The sequence below is a fragment of the Pseudoalteromonas sp. P1-16-1b genome, from assembly GCF_001401785.1.
GTDB classification, from domain to species: Bacteria; Pseudomonadota; Gammaproteobacteria; order Enterobacterales; family Alteromonadaceae; genus Pseudoalteromonas; species Pseudoalteromonas undina.
On record NZ_LKGQ01000005.1, the window covers coordinates 174,553 to 198,228 of the forward strand.

General features: G+C 39.5%; 24 protein-coding genes. 18 read left to right on the top strand and 6 right to left on the bottom strand.

What is annotated here, in order from left to right:
- The first annotated feature begins 2 nt into the window (after positions 1-2).
- The 13 genes from AN392_RS06190 to AN392_RS06250 all read left to right on the top strand — a co-directional run bounded on the left by AN392_RS06190 (position 3) and on the right by AN392_RS06250 (position 12,972).
- On the top strand, positions 3-341 hold the full coding sequence (locus tag AN392_RS06190; protein WP_055012195.1) for a hypothetical protein: 339 nt from the start codon (positions 3-5) through the stop codon (positions 339-341).
- Positions 341-847, top strand: coding sequence for a DUF1804 family protein (locus AN392_RS06195; protein WP_055012196.1), 507 nt, complete (start codon positions 341-343; stop codon positions 845-847). The genes AN392_RS06190 and AN392_RS06195 overlap by 1 nt, the downstream gene beginning before the upstream one ends.
- Positions 847-2,586, top strand: coding sequence for a hypothetical protein (locus AN392_RS06200; RefSeq protein WP_055012197.1), 1,740 nt, complete (start codon positions 847-849; stop codon positions 2,584-2,586). Before AN392_RS06195 ends, AN392_RS06200 begins: the two co-directional genes overlap by 1 nt.
- Positions 2,579-4,081 carry a DUF935 family protein gene (locus AN392_RS06205; RefSeq protein WP_055012198.1) on the top strand — a complete coding sequence of 501 codons (1,503 nt, stop codon included), beginning with the start codon at positions 2,579-2,581 and terminating at the stop codon, positions 4,079-4,081. Before AN392_RS06200 ends, AN392_RS06205 begins: the two co-directional genes overlap by 8 nt.
- The gene (locus tag AN392_RS06210; protein ID WP_055012199.1) at positions 4,074-4,688 is read left to right on the top strand and encodes a DUF3164 family protein; all 615 of its coding nucleotides are present in this window, start codon (positions 4,074-4,076) and stop codon (positions 4,686-4,688) included. The genes AN392_RS06205 and AN392_RS06210 overlap by 8 nt, the downstream gene beginning before the upstream one ends.
- 10 nt (positions 4,689-4,698) lie before the next feature.
- On the top strand, positions 4,699-5,142 hold the full coding sequence (locus tag AN392_RS06215) for a hypothetical protein (protein WP_055012200.1): 444 nt from the start codon (positions 4,699-4,701) through the stop codon (positions 5,140-5,142).
- Positions 5,143-5,144: 2 nt separating this feature from the next.
- Positions 5,145-5,687 carry a hypothetical protein gene (locus tag AN392_RS06220; RefSeq protein WP_055012201.1) on the top strand — a complete coding sequence of 181 codons (543 nt, stop codon included), beginning with the start codon at positions 5,145-5,147 and terminating at the stop codon, positions 5,685-5,687.
- A 1-nt stretch (position 5,688) separates the two neighbouring features.
- A complete protein-coding gene (locus AN392_RS06225) occupies positions 5,689-6,831 on the top strand; it encodes a phage minor head protein (protein ID WP_055012202.1) in 1,143 nt (380 codons plus the stop codon).
- A gap of 564 nt (positions 6,832-7,395) precedes the next feature.
- Positions 7,396-7,779, top strand: a complete 384-nt coding sequence (locus tag AN392_RS06230; protein WP_055012203.1) for a response regulator — start codon at positions 7,396-7,398, stop codon at positions 7,777-7,779.
- Positions 7,780-7,787: 8 nt separating this feature from the next.
- Positions 7,788-8,693, top strand: a complete 906-nt coding sequence (locus AN392_RS06235; RefSeq protein ID WP_055012204.1) for a MoxR family ATPase — start codon at positions 7,788-7,790, stop codon at positions 8,691-8,693.
- A gap of 4 nt (positions 8,694-8,697) precedes the next feature.
- Positions 8,698-9,687 carry a DUF58 domain-containing protein gene (locus AN392_RS06240; protein WP_055012205.1) on the top strand — a complete coding sequence of 330 codons (990 nt, stop codon included), beginning with the start codon at positions 8,698-8,700 and terminating at the stop codon, positions 9,685-9,687.
- A complete protein-coding gene (locus tag AN392_RS06245) occupies positions 9,680-11,653 on the top strand; it encodes a DUF3488 and transglutaminase-like domain-containing protein (RefSeq protein ID WP_055012206.1) in 1,974 nt (657 codons plus the stop codon). Before AN392_RS06240 ends, AN392_RS06245 begins: the two co-directional genes overlap by 8 nt.
- Entirely contained in the window at positions 11,650-12,972 is a 1,323-nt protein-coding gene (locus AN392_RS06250; RefSeq protein WP_010389979.1) for a Na+/H+ antiporter family protein, read from the top strand. Before AN392_RS06245 ends, AN392_RS06250 begins: the two co-directional genes overlap by 4 nt.
- 198 nt (positions 12,973-13,170) lie before the next feature.
- Here AN392_RS06250 and AN392_RS06255 read toward each other — a convergent pair whose 3' ends face one another.
- Genes AN392_RS06255 through AN392_RS06265 form a run of 3 tightly spaced genes read right to left on the bottom strand, consistent with a single transcriptional unit; the run spans position 13,171 to position 15,279 of the window.
- Positions 13,171-13,605, bottom strand: a complete 435-nt coding sequence (locus tag AN392_RS06255; RefSeq protein ID WP_008114650.1) for an acyl-CoA thioesterase — start codon at positions 13,603-13,605, stop codon at positions 13,171-13,173.
- Between the two features lie 5 nt (positions 13,606-13,610).
- A complete protein-coding gene (locus AN392_RS06260) occupies positions 13,611-14,429 on the bottom strand; it encodes a M23 family metallopeptidase (RefSeq protein WP_055012207.1) in 819 nt (272 codons plus the stop codon).
- Entirely contained in the window at positions 14,422-15,279 is an 858-nt protein-coding gene (locus AN392_RS06265; RefSeq protein WP_055012208.1) for a 6-carboxytetrahydropterin synthase, read from the bottom strand. Before AN392_RS06265 ends, AN392_RS06260 begins: the two co-directional genes overlap by 8 nt.
- Positions 15,280-15,474: 195 nt before the next feature.
- Between AN392_RS06265 and fabA the strand changes: the two genes are divergently transcribed.
- Positions 15,475-15,990, top strand: coding sequence for a bifunctional 3-hydroxydecanoyl-ACP dehydratase/trans-2-decenoyl-ACP isomerase (fabA, locus tag AN392_RS06270; RefSeq protein WP_010389976.1), 516 nt, complete (start codon positions 15,475-15,477; stop codon positions 15,988-15,990).
- Positions 15,991-16,053: 63 nt separating this feature from the next.
- On the opposite strand, the gene rmf is transcribed toward fabA, so the two are convergent.
- Entirely contained in the window at positions 16,054-16,224 is a 171-nt protein-coding gene (rmf, locus tag AN392_RS06275; RefSeq protein WP_008114656.1) for a ribosome modulation factor, read from the bottom strand.
- 375 nt (positions 16,225-16,599) lie between these two features.
- Between rmf and AN392_RS06280 the strand changes: the two genes are divergently transcribed.
- From AN392_RS06280 to AN392_RS06290, 3 genes are all read left to right on the top strand, one after another.
- Entirely contained in the window at positions 16,600-17,241 is a 642-nt protein-coding gene (locus tag AN392_RS06280) for a TetR/AcrR family transcriptional regulator (protein ID WP_055012209.1), read from the top strand.
- A 308-nt stretch (positions 17,242-17,549) separates the two neighbouring features.
- A complete protein-coding gene (locus AN392_RS06285; RefSeq protein WP_055012210.1) occupies positions 17,550-18,542 on the top strand; it encodes an MDR family oxidoreductase in 993 nt (330 codons plus the stop codon).
- A gap of 72 nt (positions 18,543-18,614) precedes the next feature.
- Positions 18,615-19,031, top strand: a complete 417-nt coding sequence (locus AN392_RS06290) for a VF530 family DNA-binding protein (RefSeq protein WP_008114664.1) — start codon at positions 18,615-18,617, stop codon at positions 19,029-19,031.
- A gap of 61 nt (positions 19,032-19,092) precedes the next feature.
- Here AN392_RS06290 and AN392_RS06295 read toward each other — a convergent pair whose 3' ends face one another.
- Positions 19,093-19,524, bottom strand: coding sequence for a DUF3859 domain-containing protein (locus AN392_RS06295; protein WP_055012211.1), 432 nt, complete (start codon positions 19,522-19,524; stop codon positions 19,093-19,095).
- A 56-nt stretch (positions 19,525-19,580) separates the two neighbouring features.
- On the bottom strand, positions 19,581-21,398 hold the full coding sequence (locus AN392_RS06300; protein ID WP_055012212.1) for a protein kinase domain-containing protein: 1,818 nt from the start codon (positions 21,396-21,398) through the stop codon (positions 19,581-19,583).
- A 212-nt stretch (positions 21,399-21,610) separates the two neighbouring features.
- On the opposite strand from AN392_RS06300, the gene AN392_RS06305 reads away from it, so the two are divergent.
- Entirely contained in the window at positions 21,611-23,626 is a 2,016-nt protein-coding gene (locus AN392_RS06305) for a TonB-dependent receptor (RefSeq protein ID WP_054200901.1), read from the top strand.
- Positions 23,627-23,676: the final 50 nt, after the last annotated feature.

Sequence of the window (23,676 nt, forward strand, 5' to 3'; positions counted from 1 at the left end):
CCATGAATCAAGAGCAAGAAAACTTACTTTTTCAGGCCATTGGTGAAATACAGGGCAGTCAAGCCGCTATTTTAAATGACCTAAAAGATATAAAAGCCGATATTCATCAAAGCATTGAAAAAAGCGAAGCGCGTCAAAAAGAAATAACCGATGGCTTAAAGCTTGATATAGAAAAAAGTGAAAAACGCCAAATTGCAGCCATTAATAAGCAAGATGACCGCTTAAGCAAAGTTGAAGAAAAGCTAACAAACCAACGCGTTAAAGTAGCTGCCATGGGTGGCACTGCGGGTTTGGCTGTGTCGCTTATTGCCTATGCTGTAAAAAATGGGATGGCGGGCTAATGGCACACCCAGCTGAAAAGAAAAACGCCGTACGCCACAGCTATGTAACCGAGCTGCTTGCGTTAAGTGTTGCCGCTATTAAGCACAGTGTGGCCGATGGCACCGCACGACGCTGGAAAATGGAAGCTAAAGACAATGGTGACGATTGGGACTTAGCCCGTGCAGCAAGCCGCCGTAGCGAAGGCACAGCAGGGGTGTTTACCACCGACTTTATTGAAGAGTTTACCATTCAAGTAAACGAAACTTTTGAGCTTTTAAAATCAGCCGAAGGCGCAGCACTGCCACTTGACCAACGCACCAAAATATTGAGCTCACTTACCGATATGATGAGCAAGGTAATGAAAGTGTCGGGCGGTAATAAAAAGCTTGAAAAGCGCACCATTGCCACCGAAGTACTTAAAATTTTGGCTAAGTTTGTGTCAACCAAATACCCTGACTTTGCGCCCGAATTTGTTGAAATACTCACCGCGTTTGGTCCTAAGCTCGATACGGAGTTAGACGACTAATGGCCGATATGAATTCACGCGAGTTTTTAGCTGAAATAGAACAAATAACCGGTTCACTACGCCGCGATATTGAAGCAAAAGAACGCAACATAGACCCAAGCCCCGCTGCAATAAAATCACGCCGAAAACGTGTACTTGGCGGCGATTTTGAGTTTTTTGTATATACGTATTTTCCGCATCATATGTGGCTTGACGACGATCAAACAGCCTCTGAATTCCAAAGCTATTTTATGAACTGGTTTCCCGAAGCACTCAAGCTTAAAAATGGCTGGAAAAACTGGTTTGTAGCCCCGCGTGGTGAGGGCAAAAGTACCCTTGGGGTAAAAATTGCCCCTGTGTATGTAGCGGTGTTAGCGCTATTGCAAGACCCTGAAATTTGCCAAGACCTGGGCCTTGAAAAAATAAAGCAATTTATTGATTTTGTAATTTTGTTTGGCGCTGAAACAAAAATGCCAACCAAAACACTCGAGGTAGTTAAAACCGAGTTGCTTAACAATAATAATCTTGCGTTAGACTTTCCCGAAGTGTGCCAAAAATCCCCTGTATGGAAGTTAGGCGAGTTTGTAACAGCGCAAGGCGTACGCTTTGAAAGCCGTGGTGCTGAGCAGTCAGTACGCGGTACGTTCCATGGTGCCAGCCGCCCTAAGCTACTGCTATCCGATGACATTATCACCGATGCCGAGGCTAAATCGCCCACAGAGCGAGATAACCGTTGGCGCTTTTTAGAAGCAGCCGTGCAATACCTTGGCCCACCCGATGGCACCGTTAAATTTTTAGGTGTAAATACCGTATTAAATAACGATGACCCAATAAGCCGCGCCGAAGAGGCTCCAGGGCATATTGTTCACCGCTTTAAAGCCATTAAACAAATGCCTGAACGCATGGATTTATGGGAAGAGTGCCGCGATTTAATGGTACATGACGACAAACGCTTTGAAAAACGTGCTGCCGCAAAGGGTGAGGCTGTTTCAACTGAGCAAAAACCCTCGTTTAAATTTTGGTTAAAGCGTAAAAAGCAAATGCTTAAAGGTGCCCAAACCAGTTGGCCAAGTGTACGTACACTCTACGATTTAATGTGTATGTGGGCGGCTAATAAACGTGAGTTTAACCGCGAAATGCAAGGCATTGCCAAAAGTGACGAAGAAGCCATATTTTACCAGTTTGATTTTTGGGTAGACCGCTTAAACGAATGGATACCTTATGGCGCTTGTGACCCAAGTATGGGCAAAACAGAAAAAGCGGACCCCAGCGCTATATTAGTGGGTTTTTATTCCCAAGATTTACAAAAGCTGCACGTTGAATACGAAAGCCGCAAAGTACGTGGTACTAGCCGTTTACTTAACGACTTAATTCGTGCTCAAAAAGAATATAACTGCCGCGTATGGGGCTTTGAAAATAACAATGCCTTTGATTTTATGCGTAGCCAATTTATTACTACAGGCTTAGAGCAAGGTATAGCACTGCCTTTACGTGGTGTTACTGCAACCATATCTGCAGAAGAACGTATAGGCTCACTTGAAACTTATGTAACCAATACGCCGGCACAAATTGCCTTTCATTCACGGTGTCGCTTACTGCTCGACGAGCTTGAAAACTGGCCCGAAAAGCAAACAACCCATCACTACGATTTAAGTTGTGCCCTGGCTATTTTATGGATGATAGCCAGCACAGGGGCAGGCGGCGTTCCTCGTGTAAATAGCCGTAAAGTGACAAAACAAATAAGGGGCTATCATGTTTAAAAGCAAGCCACGTATTACATCAAAAGCATACGCTGCGCTTAGCCGTATGTTTGACCAAAACCGCTTAGACCCTAGCCTAACAGCGCTTATTACTGAGCTACCAAACCCTGATCCAATCTTGCGCCGTGCGGGTAAAAACACCGCTATTTATGAAGAAATAGCCCGTGATGCTCACGTTATTGGAGAGTTGCGCTCACTGCGCAGTGGCTTATTCAGCTTTAATACTGAGCTTGTGCCAGGCGGTGACGACGCAGCCAGTTTAAAAAGTTATGAGTTAGCTAAAGCCTTTTTTGCCCGTAAACCATGCCCACATACCGAATGGGCCGATATGGACTGGCACAATTACAGCGCCATTTTAAACGGTTTTAGTGTTACCCACCTTGGCAAGTACATTAAAAACAAAGACCATTGGCAACCCGAATACGTAGAAACATGGCGTAACAGCCGCTTTGCGTTTAATAGTGATCACGAGCTATTAGTAAAAACCAGTGAAAACCCACAGGGCGAAATAGTCGATTCTCGTCGTTGGTCGTGTGTTCGCCATATGCCAAGTGCCGAAAACCCGTATGGTATTGCATTATTAAGTAGTTGTTTTTGGCCATGGACGTTTAAGCATGGCGGCTTTAAGTTTTTTGTACAGCTATGCGAGCGCTTTGGTATTCCATTTCCTGTGGGTAAATACCCAATAGGCAGTAAAGATAAAGACATAAATAACTTACTTGATGGGTTAGCTAAGCTTGTTCAAGACGGCATAGCCGCCATACCCGATGACACCAGCATTGAAATCATCGAAAGCAAGCTATCTGGCGAGCCAGTGCCCGAGCGCTTGGTTAACTTTTGTAATGCTGAAATAAGCAAAGCTTTAACCAGTCAAACCTTAGCAACAGAGCAAAAAAATGGTGGTGCACGTGCGGCCAGCGAAACTCACGCAAAACGTGCAGGTGATAATCAACGCTCAGACAGGGCGCTTGTAGCGTCATACCGCAATCAGCTTTTAAATTCGCTTCATACAGTAAATTTTGATGGTGGCGAACCGCCAAAATTCATCTTTAAAGACAAACGCGAAATTAACACCGACACCGTAACCCGCGTGCGCGAAACAGCGCGTATTGTCCCAGTTGGTGAAGACTGGGCTTATCAAGAGCTCGGTGTACCTAAACCAAAAGACGGCGAAGCAATACTTGATGTGCCCGACGAAGGCCATGGCATTGCAACACCTGCTAAAACCGAGTTTGCCAAAAAGCCAACTGAAAGCGTAGAGCTTACCAACGAGTTAGATGTGTTTGATCACGCAACAGACGACACCATTAAACAGCTTTTTAATTTTGCTCAGGCATCAAAAGACCTGGATGAACTTAAACAAAAAATCACCTCACAATTCCCTGATATTTCAGACTCTACATTGGTTCAAGTAGCCCAATCAGCAATGGAGTATGAGTTTATGGCAGGCATGAACGAGGCTAATTCTAAAACTGTGGAGATAGACAATGAATAATGTTCCTGACGGGTATTTAAAAGACGGCAAAGGCAATTTAGTCGCCATTGCTAACATCAAACAAACCGATTTAATCAAAGACGAGTTTGTTAAAAAAGCCATTGATAAAGCGATTGAAATGCAAGAAGCACTGGCAGAGTTTAAACAAAGTTTAATGGCTGAGGCCGACGATTTTATAGAGCTATTAGCTCAAGAACATGGCGTTAACTTAGGCGGTAAAAAAGGCAATGTGATGTTACGCACCTTTGACAGCCAATTAAAAGTAACCCTTCAAACCCAAGAGCGCATAGAGCTTGGCCCAGAGCTTACTCTTGCTAAACAATTGATTGATCAATGCCTGGACGAATGGACCGAAGGCGGCAATCAAAACATTAAGGCTATTGTTAGCAAAACGTTCAATACCGATAAGCAAGGCTCGCTTAATCCGCAACGCATTTTAGCCCTGCGTAAACTCGAAATTACTGACGATTCAGGCAAATGGGCTAAAGCTATGAACATTATTGCGGAATCCGTTGGCGTGGTTGATTCAACCCGCTTCATCCGCTTTTACAAGCAAGATGATAACGGCATTGAGCAAGCAATTTCACTCGATATAGCAAAGCTGTAGCGGGGCGCTTATGGCCATTACAAAAGAGCAGTGGACAGAGATAGAAAAGCACTTAGCTGGGCTTTTTAGCTCCGTTATTTTCAAATATGGTGAGTTTGAAATAACCGTGACACGCGGGCGCGTATCTGAGTCTAAAACAAGCTTAGTGGTTTACGTAGACGGTGTAATTAAAGGCGGCTGGTACTCTAAAGACAACGAGCGCCCTGCATGTATTCCTGATGTTTGGCGTAAACGAACCCGTGCAAAATATACGACTAAATCAATTAAAAGTTTTGAAAAAATATGGGGTAAGCGCCGTGCAAAAAAAGAAATGCCAGAGCTTTATGAAGTAACTCAATACCACACATGCGATTTTACAACTGCTAAAAGCCTCGTCCGTCAGTATAAAAAGCTTGAAGATTTAGAGCTTATTAAAATTGGCGGCAAATCTTACTATGACTATATAAAGGTATAACTATGGACCCAATTACAATAGCACTTGGCCTTGCAAAGCTTACTGGTTTGGATAAAAAAATAGGCAGTTGGATAGGGGGCGACAATGGATCAAAGGTCGCGTCTAAAGTTGTTGATATGGCACAAACACTCACTAATGGCGGTTCACCACAAGAGGCTATGAACCGTATTCAGCAATCGAGTGCATTACAACAAGAGCTCAGGCAAACCATATTAAACCGTGAAAAAGAGCTTGATGATTTAGCGTTTAAAAACACCCAAAGCGCCCGCAACATGCAAATACAGGCACTTAATCAAGATGATAAGTTTTCTAAGCGCTTCATTTATTATTATGCGTGGTTTTGGTCGGTTGCAACGGTTATATACATAGGCTGTATAACGTTTTTAACCATTCCTGATACCGCCACACGCTTTGCAGACACCATTTTGGGCTTTATTTTAGGCACCGTTGTGGCGTCAATATTGAATTTCTTCTTTGGTAATAGCCGTGATAATTCACGAAGAAATGAAATTCAGGACATTCAACAGTCACTAAAAGAGCAATAATATGGCCTTACCAGCTCCACAATATGGCGACCTTGTTAAGTTCAAGGAAGCCATTTCTCATTTCAAAGACAAAATTAAGCTAACCAGTGAATCATATAAAGATTTACAAGGCTTAATTCACGCCAAGGCATTTACTGTTGCTGGTGCAACTCAAATCGAGATCATTAACGAGCTATATAAAGCAGTAGATAAAGCGATTAGTGATGGCGAAACTATATCGGACTTTAGAAAACGCTTTGACAAAATAGTGGGTGATCACGGTTGGTCATACAATGGCAAGCGGGGCTGGCGTTCAAAAGTAATTTATCAAAACAATAAAAACACCGCACGTGCAGCTGGCCGTTGGCAACAACAAGAACGTATAAAACAGCGCAGACCTTATTTATTATACTTAACTGCTGGTGATAGCCGCGTAAGACCTGAACACGGTAAGTGGAATTATATTTTATTGCCTGTGGATCATCCTTTTTGGGATACACATTATCCACCGAATGGTTATAACTGCAGGTGTAAAGTGGTGTCACTTAATGCGCGCGATATAGCAAATATGGGCTTAACAGTTACCAAGCCTGAAAAAGTAGATAAGTTTATGGAGTCATTTAATGTTGTTGATCCATCAACAGGTGAAGAGCTAAGTAAGTTACCAGGCATTGATTTAGGTTGGGATTATAATCCAGGGAAAGCATGGTTAGGTGCAGACATTGCAGCGGGTAAGTCAGTTATAAATCTGTCAAAGGATTTACAACAGCTGGCAGTACCACAATTTAACGAGGCAGTTTTAAAATCTAAGCAGTACTATATAAAGCAGGTAAACTTACAAGCAGCAAAGTTGGCACTTAAAAAGTCGGGAGCCGATGGCCAGCAATTTACGCTAGGGCACTTGCCTGTAAATTTACTAAACGAGTTATCACGTAAAAACGCACCTATATATAGTAGCACTGTTACATTGAGCAGTGCTCAAATTGAAAAGCTCTTAACTGGCCAATTAGCAATTGAACAAATACACGAACTAATGAACGCTGTTCAAAATCCAAATACGTTTGCTTATATAGGCAACCAAGTAAAAATATCGTACCAAGGTTTTATGATCACAATAGAGCTAGGACCGCAGTTCAATACAATTATAGCTGCCGAAAAACTTTAAATATCGGCAGCTCAAAATATTTAAACAGCGTTTAAAAGGCGTTTAAAGTGTATTTAAAGGAAAGTTAAACGATCAGAAATGATCTAATTCTAAACGTATAATGAGCAGGAATGATTGGGTAATGAGTCAGTTTGAACAGGTTTCGTCTAAAACCAAGCGTAATTCAAATTTAACTAATTTTCCGCTCAGGATTAGCTAACCCCAGTAATAATGGGCTTTTCCAAAAGACGAGGGCGAAAATCCTCACATCATCATTATTCTAGAAATGAACAACCCCTTACACTAAAATACCGTGTTTATAAGTGACCTAATTGCCGATAGTTAGTTTGATAAAGTACATTCTTACCTTATTTAACATAATATAAATTATAGGTAGTGGTATTTAAGTGCATGTGCGGCGCTCTATTTTAATAACTTCAAGCTTACTAAGTCCAATACTAGACGGTATCGGACATTAAGTGCATTTAAACGACTATTACGGTAATTCATAGTTATCACCTTGAGGTTCCTTAATGCTTGGCTTAATATTAAACCACAAGCCGTAAAAAATGTTGAAGTATTCATATGGAATTTGTACGCCCACTCGAACCAATTTTAATTATTGATGATGTTAAACAAATCCGTGCTGACTTAAGCCAAGTGCTAGCCGGCTTAGGTTTTGATGACATTATTGAGTGTGATAATTTTGATTGTGCTAAACCCTTACTTAGCGAAAAATCACCCAACGTTATATTTTTAGATGTTGATTTACCTGATTCTGAAAGCATCGAAATTTTAGAGTCGATCAATAATGAGCACCCATATGCTCATGTGGTTATGTGCTCAGGCCATAATAGTTTTGAGACCGTACAAAATACTTGGGAACTTGGCGCAAAAGAATTTATAGCCAAGCCTTTCAACGCGCAAAAAGTTGATGCCGTAATGAAACGTTTAGAACTGATAGATTAAAGGACATTATGCAGCACCTAGTTACCACTATTATTGATGACCTATCTACCGTTATATTTGGCAAGCAACAACAAATAAAATTAGCATTAACCTGTTTGTTTAGTGAAGGTCATTTACTAATTGAAGACTTACCAGGTATGGGTAAAACCACTTTATCGCATGCATTAGCTGCTGTTTTGGGTTTGTCGTATCAGCGTATTCAATTTACTAGCGATTTATTACCCGCTGATATTATTGGTACCAATATTTTTAATAATAAAGAACACAGTTTTTCATTTCATAAAGGCCCAATTTTTAGCCAAGTAGTACTTGCTGATGAAATAAATCGTGCGGGTCCTAAAACCCAAAGTGCGTTATTAGAAGCCATGGAAGAACAACAAGTGACCGTAGATGGAGAAAAGTACCCGCTCCCTACTCCGTTTTTTGTTATTGCTACTCAAAACCCTTTATATCAAGCAGGGACTTATCCGCTGCCAGAATCGCAATTAGATCGTTTTTTAATGCGTATAAGCTTAGGCTTTCCACCTAAAAACGCTGAAAAAAGGTTACTATTAAACAATCAAAAGCGCGATTACTCCCAATTACCACAGCGAATTAACCAGCAACAACTTAAACAAATACAAGAATCTATAGCTAATATTACGCTAAGCGCTGCGGTTATTGATTATATAATTGAATTAGTGACTTACACACGTGAGGCTCAATCGTTAGCTGCTTCGCTTTCACCAAGAGCCAGTATGGCGCTGGCAAAATCTGCAAGGGCATGGGCCTATATTGAAGGTCGAGACTTTGTTCTACCTGAAGATGTACAAGCGGTTTTTTCTAGTGTGTGCCAGCATCGATTAGGTTTGCATAGTGAGTCTGGCAACAACCAAATTGCAGACATTTTAAAACATGTTTTAGTGCCCGTTTAGATCAATGGGTATTTTAAAATTAAAACGCCCTACTTTTATTCATGCTATAAAAAGTACAATTTTAACGACCTTATTAAAAAATAATCACAAAAAAAACAGCATCACTTTAACGCATAATACTATTTATGTTTTGCCTTCCACACTGGGTGTATATTTTACGATTGTTGCACTATTAAATTTTGTAATGGGAATTAATTATCAAAATAATTTAATACTGTTTATGGCGTATTTAATGTTTGTGATTATTATTTTTGCCTTGTTGTTAGGTTATAGCAACGCAAAAGACTTAACTGTCAGCTTTAAAAATACTATTGAGAATTTTGCGCCACAGCCACCTCAATTAGTGTGGCAAATAAAATCAAACGACACATGTCAGTCGATCACCTTAAGTTATCCCAATAATTTTGAACACACCTGCTATATAGAGAGTGTTAAAGCCGATACCATACAATGCCAGTTACCATTGCCTTATTTAAAGCGCGGTCGCTATTTACTAAAGCCAATAAAAATTGCCAGTAATTATCCATTTGGTTTGGTGAGTGTATGGAGCTATATTCAACCAGATCATACCGTTTATGTTTACCCTTCAATTATTAAAACACCAAATCAAAAACAATTAAGCCAAATGACTGCTAATGATGATGAAGGAGCTGAAAAACATCTAGGCGATGATGAGTTTGACAGTCTAATCAATCACTTACCAGAAATGGGGTTGCAGCGAGTTTCGTGGAAACACTACGCAAAAACTCAGCAATTATTAGTAAAACAATTTAGTGATTTTAAATCTGCCGATACACAATTTGACTTTAATTTAATGACAGGCGATACCGAGCAACGCTTAGGGCAATTGTGTTACCTAGTATGCCAAGCGTTTGAAAGCGACATTAATTACTCGATGAAATTGCCCAATAAATCCATAGAAAATGGATCAGGTAAGCTTCATCTGCAACGCTGCTTACAAGCCTTAAGTAATGTAGGCGCTGATTATGAATGAGATAAAAAATCAACGCGTTATAAATTTTTCTCTGTCATTTATTTACTTAGGTTTAGTGAGCTTTTTTATAGAACACTTGCCCCTACCCTTTATTATTATGCTTAGCGTGTTATGTGGTTGGAATATTTATTTAACTCTTAAACACAAACAAAAGCCCAATGCGTGGTTAGCAAACGGACTCGCTGTAGTAGCATTAATTATTATGCTAAGCAGTATTGGCTTTAAAGATACTGTGGTGCTGTTTGTTGCCATGCTTTTGCTGTCATGCGTTTTTAAATTACTACAGGCAAAAACAAAGCAGCATTATCAATTGATCATCACCCTCACATTCTTCTCACTTTCAGCAGTGTATTTGTTTAGCCAAACTATTTTTACCACTTTAATTATTAGTACACTGTATATTTTAAATTTTGCTGTACTTGGGTTACTTGAATCTAGTCATAGTTTAAAACTGTCATCAAAACAAAGTGCTAAAATAATATTTCTGGCTTTTCCTTTGGCAGTTGTACTCTTAATATTTTTACCAAAACTCCCTGCATTTTGGCAATTACCTGGGCCAAAAATGGCGCAAACAGGCCTATCTGAACAAGTAGACCCATTTGATATTGCAAAGTTATCAAACTCCGATGAATTGGTTTTTAGAGCGAAGTTTGATAATAATTCAACCACGCCCCCTTATTACTGGCGCGCTATTGTACATGATGAATTTGACGGTAAAGCTTGGAAAACATCTTCATTTTTAAAGCAAGCAATGATGTTACCAAGCCAAAATAGCAGCAATGGAAATACCACCCAATACTCAATAATTGCTGAGCCAGCAATGGCTGATTGGTTATATGGGCTTGGCTATGCCAATAGTAGCAATGAAAATGTAGTTTCCAACTCAGTGGGCTTGCTGCGTAAAAAACAATATAAATCCAAAGTGTTACAATATTCTGTTAGCACTGAACCATTATCTAGTAAAAAACTTAACAACATAGAGCAGCGTTTTTATAAAACGCTTACGGTGAGTAATAACCAAAAAAGTTATCAACTGGCGCAACAGTTAAAAAACAGTAGTGCTAACGCCGATGAGCTTTTTAAAAAACTGCTAGATTATTTTTCGCAAAATAACTTCAGTTATACTCTTACGCCAACACCTATGCGCGGTGATGATACGCTTGATCAATTTATGTTTAATAATAAACGTGGCTTTTGTGGTCATTATGCCAGTGCAGCTGCCTTTATTTTTAGAAGTGCTGGTTTACCAGCGCGGGTAGTTAGCGGATATTTAGGCGGCGAGTACAATCAAAGCAATGACTATATTACCGTTCGTCAATACGATGCGCATGCTTGGGTTGAGGTATATACTAATGCAGGCTGGAGAATATTTGATGCAACAGCGGTTGTTGCGCCCGAACGATTAAATGGTTCTTTATCACAGAGTGCTGCATTAAATGATGAGTTTAAAAATAATATTAATTTTGGTTTAGTTAGCTTAAGTAATTATGCTGCCATAAACTGGCTTCGCCTTGAATTGGAAAACCTCGATTATCAATGGTCTAGTTGGGTGCTGGGATTTGATAAAAATAAACAACAAGATTTATTAGCGTCCCTATTTGGTAACACTTATGTTTGGTTAGTACCGCTTGGGGTTATTATTGTTTTAATTTTAAGTTTTAGTGCTTATTTTATTTATATAAACCGCCCCAAGGCAACAACAAAACAACCTCCGCTGGTAAAAGAGTATTATCAAATACTCAGTTGGGCTAATAAGCACACTATAAACTACCCTGAAAATGCTACGCCTATTCAAACATTACAACACATTAGTCAACAAGCCCCCTATGCAGAGCAACAAATAACCGCCTTTTGTCACTTATTTGAGCAAGTGCGCTATGCGAGACAACCATTTACCAAAGAACGTAAAAATCAGGCTAAAGATCTGATAAAATTAATTAAATCTATAAAACAGAGAAATCTATGAACGCAGTTATTATAGGCGTTATTTTAATGCTTGGACTCACTTTGGTCCGCGTAAATGTGATTGTTGCAATGACAATAAGTGCGCTTGTTGCCGGATTAACCGCAGGCATGGGCTTAAAAGAAAGTATTGATGCTTTTAATTCTGGCTTATCATCAGGCGCCGAAATTGCTTTAAGCTATGCGATGCTAGGTGCATTTGCCGTCGCTATCTCTAAGTCAGGCTTAACGCGTATTTTGGCCGCTAAGTTACTCGCTAAAGTAAATGCTCAAACAGGCTCTAGTGAAACCATATTAAGCTACTTTATTCTGTTTATTATTTTGATTTGTGCTATCTCTTCTCAAAACTTGGTGCCGGTGCATATCGCTTTTATTCCCATTTTGATCCCGCCGCTGCTTGTGGTGTTTAATAAACTGCGATTAGATAGACGTGCCATTGCTTGTATTTTAACCTTTGGTTTAGCCACCTCGTACATGGTGCTGCCGTATGGTTTTGGGGGTATTTATTTATACTCAATATTACATAAAAATCTAGTTGATAATGGCCTTGAGATTGTTAATACCAGTGTCCCTTTAGCAATGATAATTCCAGCTATTGGTATGTTTGTCGGCTTGTTGATTGCCCTATTTATTAGTTATCGAAAACGCCGCGAATACACAAGCACAGCATTAACAGTTCAAAGCCAACAAGCTGATGTTGAAAACCCCAAAAAGGTAATGCTGGTTGGTTTATTTGCCGTGCTTGCTTCTCTGATCGCTCAAAATGCCAGTGGTTCAATGATATTAGGTGGCCTAGTCGGGGTGGTTATATTTAGTGTATTTGGTGTGGTTAAGTGGGAAGAAAACGGCGACGTATTTAGTAAGGGTGTTGCCATGATGGCAATGATTGGTTTTATTATGATTTCAGCGCAAGGTTTTGCTGCTGTAATGAAAGAAACCGGACACGTTGCTAGCCTAGTCCATAGCAGCGCCGCCATTTTTGACGGTAATAAACCCATAGCTGCCGCAGTAATTTTATTGGTCGGCTTATTTATAACCATGGGCATTGGTAGTTCATTTTCGACTGTGCCTATAATTGCAACCTTATTTGTGCCTTTATGTTTAGAGCTAAACTTTTCTGTAATGGCAACCGCTGCACTTGTTGGTACGGCTGGCGCATTAGGTGATGCCGGCTCCCCTGCCTCTGACTCTACTCTAGGGCCGACATCAGGACTTAATGCTGACGGACAACACGACCACATTTGGGATTCGGTTGTGCCAACCTTTATTCACTTTAATATTCCGTTATTGGTGTTTGGCTGGATAGCCGCTATGGTTTTATAGTTATTTAAAGGCGTGCATTGCACGCCTTTTTATTAGTCTCATTTATTACTTTAATACGCCCTGCTCATTGAAAAACTAATACTTTTTATCTTGTTTAATTGCTAAGTTGGCCATTAGATAAATACAGTATGATGTGTTCTTTATGGTTAATAATATAAGCACCATAATTGGTGCTTATATTATTTTTACTGTTAGGTGTTATAACTCAAAACCATGCAGCATTTTGTCACACACGACAGGTGTTGGCCTGTGGTTATCATCAACAGCAACAAAGGTAAAGCTGCCTGTAATAGCAGAGTGCTTGTTATCTTTGTGCATAGTTTCTAGGAATATTTCAACATCCACTTTTAAACTGGTATTCCCCACATGCGATACCTTTGATATCAACTCAGCAAATGAACCTGCAGGAATAGCTTCTTTAAAGTCGACTCTATCTGATGAAATAGTTACTAATGGTTTACGGCAAAAACGGGTGGCAGCTATAAAAGCAACTTCATCCATCCATGCTAATGCGTCACCACCAAATAGCGTATTATGATGGTTAGTACGCCCAGGAAATACGGCTTTAGTTACCGAAGTGGTCGAATCTTTTATACGTTGCGCAATAATGGCTTCGCGCTCTACTTGAGTCATAATCTCTACTTTTTGTTAGCTAATGTGTCTTGCATTAATAATGCAGGGTCAAGGCGTTCACCTTGCCAATTAAATCGCCAATCTAAATGCGGCCCAGTTACACGGCCCGTAGCACCTATTTCAGCTACCTTTGTACCTTGTTCAATCTTCTGCCCTACTTTTACATCAAGCTTACTTAAATGAATATAAGTAGAAGTAACCCCATGCCCATGATCTAAAATCAAAGTACCACCAGAGTAATATAAATCTGGTTCAGCAAACACCACGGTTCCGCTGATCGGTGCATACACAGGTGAACCTGTTTTGTTTGCTATATCTAAACCAAAGTGTGGCCTGCGAGGTTCGCCATTAAAGTAACGTTGGCTACCATAAACACCTGAAATGCGCCCTTTTGCAGGCCTAAGTACTGGCTGTAAAAAGTATTCTAAATCAGAGTTAACAGCCCGTGCTTTTCTTACAGCGATCGCTTCTCGGCTTATACGTTCACTTACTGCTTTTGGCGGCGATACGTATTTTTTAGCAACACCGGTAATTTTATCTATATCGTAATCGCGAAGAGTAATAACTAAATCTTGGCTGTGGCCTTTACCGGTTTTATCTACCCAGCTTAATGTATGTACAGGTTTTGCATCACGGCCAAAACCAAATACAAATAACCCATTATCAGTAAGTTTTAACGACTTACCATTGAGGCTTACCGACTTAGCGTTATCTAATTGCCCAGTTACTAGGCCGCCTTGAGTTAAATGCCCTTTTAGCTCAAGCGCTATAGCACTGAAGCTAGTTGATATAATTAACGCCGAAACTAATAAGGATTTAAGCATAACTAATCGACCCCTTTCCAACACCTTCATAGGCGGTAATTTTAACGTCTTTTTCTGGGTGCTCTAATTTCACTTGGCTGGCAATATAGTCAGCAATACATTCTACCGTGGTATCAATTGGTAAAATGTCGCAACGTGATTCACTAATAGCCATTTCAAAGTAACCTTGCGCCGCAGTATACGCAAAACAAACATCATCACTTTTAGCTGAGATATGTTTTAATTCAGAGGCGTTTATTTGATCTTCGCTAGATGCCAAGTAAATATCACGCCATTTATCAGCCCACTGTTTTTGCAAACGAGGCATAGAAATACCGCCAAGGCTTATACCAATTTGTGAGCGATGACCATGAATAATACGCTGGCAATTACCATCATGCTTTTTAAGGCCATGGCTATAGTGGTAATAAAAGCTCTGATTGTGCTCAGGCTTTAACACCAACTCAATCTTTTCAATATTATCAGGAAGCTGTGGCAGTATAGTGGCAACTAAGTACTCTGTTACTGATTCAACGTTAATCTCATCAGTATCTATTAAGCAATATGCTTGATGAGGCGCACTCATTGCAAGGTGCTTGTTATCAGCAAATGTACAATCCAATGTTTTGTGATCAGCAAACTCGTTGATGCTGCCGTTTATGTTGTTAGGGACAGCTAAACGGTGATCTATACACTCATCAATAATGCCTTTAATTTGCTTTTTAACTAAGCCAAAGTCTAAAACCATAGACTCTTCGTTTAGTTTGCCATGTAAAGTCAAATCAACAATCCAACTTTCGCCAACTGCACCGCGTTTATTGCATAAGTAAGAAAAATCAATCACAGTGAGTGAGTTAACAAAAAGGGTCATAAACTTCCTTTAAACTGATTAAAAGTCAGCCCCAATTATAATGATTTCTGTTAGTAATTGCGCGGTTTAATCATACTAAAATCAGTTGCATTTACTGATTGCTTATAATTAAACCATTTTTTAACTGCTCCGAGTTGTTTAGCGTACAAGTGTACGCTAAAGTACGGGGCAATTTCTAAGCAAAGATAAAGTGTTATGGAACCTAAAAATAGCTATACAAAAGAAGATTTGATCCTTTGTGGTCAAGGTGAAATGTTTGGTGAAGGAAATTGTCGTTTGCCAAGTGACAACATGTTAATGATGGATCGTATCATTTCAATTACCGATGACGGTGGTGAACATGGTAAAGGTCAAATAGTTGCAGAGCTAGATATCGATCCTAGCCTTTGGTTTTTCGACTGTCATTTTAAAGGCGACCCAGTAATGCCTGGTTGTTTAGGTTTAGATGCTATGTGGCAACTTGTGGGCTTTTTCTTAGGTTGGTCTGGTGGTCCTGGTCTTGGTCGTGCACTCGGTGTAGGTGAAGTTAAATTTACCGGTCAAATATTGCCAACAGCTAAAAAAGTAACCTACCGTCTAGACATGAAACGCGTTATTAAGCGTAAATTGTTTATGGGTATGGCTGATGGAACCGTAGAAGTAGATGGCCGCGTGATCTACGAAGCAAAAGATTTAAAGGTAGGCTTGTTCCAAGATACCAGCGCGTTTTAAGTTTAAAACACGCAACAAAAAGGCCTCCATTTGGAGGCCTTTTTGCTTTAATTCGTTATGAGTTTATGTTTTATACATATTGCGATTTTCTATTGCCTCGCGCCAACCACCAAGCCACTCAGACTTAGGATCAACTTGTTGATAAGGGCAGTGCTCTTTTGAGCGACCAGCTAAACCTGCTTTAAAACCTTGAGAATGAGCTCTTTCTAAACGATCTCTTTTCTGTCTCTTCATCGGTAAAATCCTCACCTTTATATTTATATTTTTGTAGCATAAAGTTCATCTACATTTAATAAATAGCCAACAAAAATGTTTAATTCAAACACAAAATACAATTAATTTGTTTGACTTTAACTAAGCTGCTGATGCAATGATAAATTAATTAAAAAATAAATTTATTGCTCAAACTTAATCAACTTTAACCTATATAACTTTATTTAAATGTTCCGACATATCGGCTCAAAAACACATAAGTGTCATATTTGTGACTGGCAACATAAGCTAAAGTTCCTCATTAATTTGTAATCGAAAAATGAACAGATTTCGTTGTTTTAAAAAGATTGCAAATAAACACTTGATTATTTAAAACCGATCGGTCTAATATAGGTTATGAATAAAATATCAGCAGTTACAAATAGGCGTGGCCGCCCACCCAAAATAGCCAGAGACAACGCAGACACTAAAGCGTTGCTCCTTCGTGTGGGATTAGAAACCCTCACTGAGTTTGGTTTTAGTGCCACAGGGCTCGACACCATATTAAAAAAAGCCAAAGTCCCTAAGGGCTCGTTTTATCATTACTTTAAAAATAAAGAAGCATTTGGCTTAGCTTTGGTTGATTCGTACGACACGTTTTTTATAGCTAAACTTAAGTTTTATTTAGAGCAACCTGAAGTACCGCCCCTAGAACGCATTGTTAACTTTACCCAAAGTGCTATAGCTGGGATGCAAAAATATGATTACAAACGCGGTTGTTTAGTAGGCAATTTAAACCAAGAACTCAATCATTTAAGTGACGAGTTTAAAATACGCCTAATGCAGAGTTACCATGCTTGGCAAGCACAGTTAACACAGTGCTTAGACTTGGCTCAACAGCAACACACTATTAAAGCTGATATTGATACCACACAAATGAGTGAATTTTTTTGGATTGGTTGGGAAGGCGCAGTAATGCGAGCTAAACTAACACAATCAAGCAAGCCACTGACTTTATACACAGAAATGTTTTTACGCACATTAATTAGGGTCTGTTGATCTTTCAAGGTTAAATTTGCAGCAGTCTGTTTGGTATTTAGGCAAGGCAGAGCCTATGTGGTGTGGTTATTCCCCATAAATAGGCGATAACGCAGCATTAATGCCAAACAGGCGCTGCCCTTTGGGTTCTGCCTAGGGGCGATTTACTCTTTGTTGCTCGGTTTTTACTTAGCCCACTAGGTTACAAATCTCGCGCCGCAATTAAATCGCCCCTAATTTGAACAAATTTTAATCTACAAAGGTCATCAGACCCTGTTGATGCATTTTTTATTATCAATTTAAAGACGATCGGTCTAAAAGGAAATCTAATGAGCAATCCAATTAAAGCTATTGTTATAGATAAGCAAGACGACAACTACAGTGCCACTTTAAGCAGCATAAACAGTGACGATCTACCAAACGAAAATGTATTAATTGACGTACTGTACAGTACCCTAAATTACAAAGATGGCTTAGCCATTACTGGCAAAGGTCCTGTAGTTCGCAGCTTTCCTATGGTACCTGGCATTGATTTAGTGGGTACAGTTACTAACAGCGACAGTGAAGAATTTAAAGCTGGCGATAAGGTTATTTTAAATGGCTTTGGTGTCGGCGAAAAACACTGGGGTGGCCTTGCCCAAAAAGCGGCTCTTAGCAGCGATTGGTTAATTCCCCTACCCACTAACTTATCTGCTAAACAAGCTATGCAAATTGGTACTGCCGGTTATACGGCAATGCTAAGCGTAATTGCCCTTGAAAAACAAGGGATCACTCCTAACTCAGGTGAAGTGTTAGTCACCGGTGCTAATGGTGGCGTAGGCAGTTTTGCTATTTATTTACTAAGCCAGCTAGGTTATCAAGTAACCGCAGCAACAGGTCGCATGGAACAAGCTGACTATTTAAAATCATTAGGTGCAACTAATGTAATTGATAGGAACGAGTTTTCAAACCCAGGTAAACCACTGCAAAAAGAACGCTTTGCTGCTGCCATTGATTCTGTAGGTAGTCACACACTTGCTAATATTTGTGCCTCACTTAAATACGGTGGCGTAGTAACAGCTTGTGGGCTTGCACAAGGTATGGATTTGCCAGCGTCTGTGGCGCCATTTATTTTACGTGGTATTTCTTTGATGGGTATTGATAGCGTAATGCGTCCTAAAGCGGATCGTGTTGAAGCATGGGATCGTTTAGCATCCCTAGTTAGTAGCGATTACTTAGATAAAATTTCGACCGAAATCACCCTTGATCAGGTTATTGAAAATGCCGAACAGCTCATGCAGGGCCAAATTCGTGGTCGTGTTGTGGTTAATTGTCAAAGTTAAGCATTTTTGCTATTAAACTCTCGTTATTAAATTTATAATACTGGCCGTATTTTTAATAACGAGAGAGCACCTATGAGCAACCAAGAACTTTTCAGTAATAACCCACTGCAAGGCGTTAAATTAGAGCAAGTGGTTGAAGAACTGGTTGAGCAATATGGGTGGGAACTCCTGCATGCCTACTTACAACTCAACTGCTTTAAAAATAACCCTGACATTAAATCAGCAGTTAAATTTTTACGTAAAACCGAGTGGGCACAGCAAAAAGTAGATAATTTCTATTTGTACCGCCTTAAAAACTTACCACGCCCAGATGACGTACAATACGAACTACCGCCACGCGACCGTATTATCCCTGAGGGTGATAAGCCGGGTGAACCATGCGAGTTAAGTTTTTCTGATGCTAAGCGTATTCAAGAGAAAAAAGCAGCCAAACAACGTGCCCGTACTCGTAAACAACGTTCAAATTCAAGTAACCCTTGGGGTAACTAAGCTAATTTAATAAAAGAGCTAACTTTATTGTTAGCTTTTTTGTTTTTGCTTATTGAGGAAATTAATAGCCTCGGTGTTTCCAAAAATCATCTTCTGTTTTGGTCTGTTCATTAGTTAGATTAAATGTCTTATCAGCAATGACTTTTCCTGCTAATGATAAGGTCATACGCCAGTTACCTATTTTATCTTCTATAGGCTCCCACACGGTGTCGCCTAAATAAAACGACCAATCGTTATCTTTAACATACACTGTTCCCTCAAAAGGCTGCATCACTTCGCCATCGGCATCTATAATACCGGGGTGATAAATACAATAATGTAGCTTTTCGCCTTTGGCTTTTTTGATATTTACTATTAGGCCAAATTCCACATCAATACACGCGGTTACCTTTGTGGTGAATTGCGTGATTTGTGGTAACGATTTACTGGCTTTGTCCCAGTTGGAATATATACCGTAACTTTCTAATGTAATTTGTGGTTTAGATTTTGCCATTTAACTTTCTATTTTTTCTTTCTATTGTTAAGCCACCAGCCTCAGCGAGTGACTTATTAATTAAGTAGTTGTTTTGGATTTTTAGGATAATAATTGCTGGGTTGCTGCTCGCATAAACTAAACTCGCGAGTATTTTTATACGGCAACTTCATAAAACCAGCGACCCCAACATCAGTTATATTAACAGCGTACTGCATGAGTTTATTTAGCAAACGTTTAAATTCAACTTCTTTACTAGCATCGAGTAATCGATAGTAATGGTGAATTTTCATCCTATCTGGTAGTGCTTCAAAAATAATACAACCCGTATGATGTATCTGGTTTAGCTCAAATACACATTTAATCACCTTTTTAGGCAGTTGCAGTTGCTCATCGGGATCTTTACCATCTTCAAAATATGAGTGCGGACGGGTTACATCGCTGGCTTTTACATTAACCACTTCATAGTCAAGCTCAGGTAACTGGTTAAATTTAAACGCACCGGTGCCATCGCGTTCTAGCTGAATCGTTTTACGGGCGTCAAATAAACAACACTTAAATAAGCCTTTTTGACTAATCGCTTGTGCCAGCATTACAGTATTATTTACCGCATCAGTAAACGCGGTGGCTAAAGCTTCATCGTGCATAATAAGTGATGACTCAACATACAAAGAATCATCTTTCCAATGAAAACTCAGCCCCCCTACTACTGGGTATTTCGCTAAGCGACTAATTGAGGCTAAAAACGCTTTTTCGGTATCTCCGGTATCAAATAAAAATTCTTTATAATACCTATCTAACTGGGCATCGTTAACATCGAGTAGTTGTTGTTTATGATCGGCTTGGCGTAAAAACTGTTTTCGGGAACTATATACAACGGTTTCGGGCTCAGGATCTTGGCTAAACCAAAAAGGAATGCGTGCTTTAGTGTCTTGCTTTGGTAGCTCTGGTAAAAATGCTTTTGCCATAGTTTCTATGTTACGCATAAAATAGTCGCCGGCTTTATCCCTTTCACTACGCTCTTTTGAAAGCATGCCGTCAATTACATTCGCCAGCTCTTTAGGGAGCATTAAACTACTGGCCGGAATAGCCTGAGCGCCAAATCGACAAGACTGAGCCGATGCAAGTGCATACAAAGTTGATGCAACCCCCTGCTCATCAAAACGAGGGGATGACTTTTCACCAGACATTTGCGCATCACCTATAAAATAAACATCGCCCATTCGTGCGTTAGTGGTGCTTAAATCACCCGACATTAAATCCATAAAATTACTGGCAATAGGGTTGCCTTGTTCATCTACTTGGGCATATACCGAACTTCCCCAATCAACCAATGAAAGCTGCTTGGCTTTTTCATCCCACACCAAGTTAGAGGGTTTAATATCGCCATGCACAATAGGTTGTGGGCTTAATCCATTTTTATGATGGCGTAAATCAAGCAACACATTTCTCAATTTTACCGCTAAGTTCATTATTTTTGCAGCAGATAACCGCCCTTGCTTAAGTGATACTTTTTCAAGGTCTTCACCTACTGCACGGGCCATCATTAAAATGCCCTGTTTTTTAATCCGCTCAAAGCCATAAAATTTTGGTATTAGCGGATTATCAATTTGAGACAGCATATACGCTTCGTCTTCAAGGCGATCTCGCACACTTTGTGCCAGCGTTATTCTTGAAAATTTAAACACCCACGGCAGGCCATGTTCATCATCACCCGCAAAAACAAAGCCAAACGCACCAGAGCCAATCATTTCAACATTTTTATAACCAAGTAGTGTTAGCTGTTTAATACAAATGTTAAGCCATTGGCGATGCTTTTTGGCATCACGGTGCGATAACAAATAAACAGACTGTTCTTCGTTAATATAAAAGTTGCGAATTTCTTTTGCTTTCAATGCATGTACTCAAAATAATAAGGTGTAAAAACGCCCTTCGATTATTAGTTTTATATAAAGAGATTACAATAGCTTATAGCTTTGTTTTTATCTGCAGTTATAAATATGATTGATAAAAACATAAATAATAAAAAATATTGCATCCAATATCCTATTCTGGCCGTTGCTTAATGACATCTAATTAAAGAATAATGATTTAAAGGACTTTAAGCGTGAAGAAACTAGCATTTATAACATTAGGAATTTTACCGTTTAGTTATGCACAAGCAAGCATAGAGAAATTAACCGTTTACGGACACAGAGATAGCCTAATTGGCGAGTCTATTAGTGCCTCAAGCGGTATTATTGGGCAAGGCGAGATTCAACAACGTCCTATGTTAAGAAGTGCAGAATTGTTGGAACTGATCCCAGGTATGGCAGTAACTCAACATAGTGGCTCAGGAAAAGCGAATCAATACTTTATAAGGGGCTTTAATTTAGATCACGGAACAGATTTCGCCACTAATATTGATGGTATGCCAATAAATTTACCTAGCCATGGTCACGGTCAAGGCTATACCGATTTAAATTTTATTATTCCAGAATCTATATCAAGCATTAATTATCAGAAAGGATCTTATAGCGCTACCCAAGGAGACTTTTCATCAGCTGGGAGCGCAAATTTTAATCTTATAGATACACTAACTCATCAACAAGTAAGTCTTAGTATTGGAGAAGATAACTACAAGCGAGCCACAGTACTCGCTTCAACTGATGTTACAAAAGGTAAACTAATGGCCGCAGCTGAGTGGCAAGGATACTCCGGTCCATGGGATGATATTAATGAAGCTGTTAATAAAAAAAACGCACTCCTTCGATATGTTGGCAAAGCATTTAATGGCGATTTTACCCTCAGTGCTATGGCCTATGACAACAGCTGGAATTCAGCTGACCAAATCCCTAAGCGCGCAGTTTCTCAAGGGTTAATTTCTCAGCTTGGCTCTTTAGATACGTCATTAGGTGGCAATTCTAGCCGCTATAGTTTATCGACCGTTTGGCAAGGTGAAAACCTAAAGGTAAATGCATACGCAATAAGTTATGACTTAGATTTATACTCAAATTTTAGCTATTTTTTAAATGATCCTGTTAATGGCGATCAATTTAACCAAAAAGACAGTCGTAAAGTATATGGTGGCGAATTTAATTATCAGTTTGATACCAAAATGCTAGCTATTAACATGCAACATACGGCAGGGTTAGCACTTCATCATACCAACATTGATAACGTTGGCTTATATAACACAAAAAAAAGAAAGCGATTATCTACAGTAAGACAAGACGATTTAAATCAAACTAGTTACTCAGCCCATTGGGGATCAAAGCTTTTTTTAAGTACCAATCTAGAAGCAAGCTTAGGTATTCGATACGACTACTATAACGTTGATGTTAATAGCAATATTTCAGCTAATTCGGGTAGTCAAAACGATGATTTAGTGAGCTTAAAAGCTAGTTTAAACTACCAATTTACCGATTTAGTAGCCGCCTATGCTAATTGGGGTCAGTCATTTCATTCAAATGATGCTCGTGGAGCAACAATTAATGTAGACCCTGTTACATTAGATAAATCAGAGCAAGTAGATTTACTGGTAAAAAGTGAAGGCGCTGAAATTGGTTTAAGGTTTGCTGAACCAAAAACATTTAACTTATCGGCTGCATTATGGTGGTTAAACCTCGACTCAGAACTTCTATTTGTTGGCGATGCAGGTAATACAGAGCCTAGTGATGCCTCTGAGCGCTATGGTATAGAAATGAGCGCCTATTATTGGGTTAATAATAGTTTTAGTCTTGATGCTGAAGCATCATTTACCCACTCTCGTTTAAGCATAAATAATGTCAAAAACTATATAGAAGGTGCAGTACCCGTTGTCGCAAGCGCTGGCTTAAATTGGCATTTAACAGAACAATGGCAGTCATCGTTACGTATTCGCCATATAGGTAAACGCACATTAACAAGCGACGGAGAAAAACGCTCGGAGCCATTAACCGTAGTTAATAGCTCTATAAGTTATCAGCAAACTCATTGGCAAGTAGAGTTTGAGTTACTGAATTTATTTAACAGCAGAGACCATGATATTGATTATTATTATTCATCGCGCTTACCTAATGAGCCCATTGATGGCGTTGAAGATAATCACTTTCACCCTATAGAGCCAAGAACTGCCCGATTAAGTTTTAGCTTATTATTTTAAATTCCGCCTCTGACAATAAAAACGAATGAAAATGATTTATAGAGCGAAAA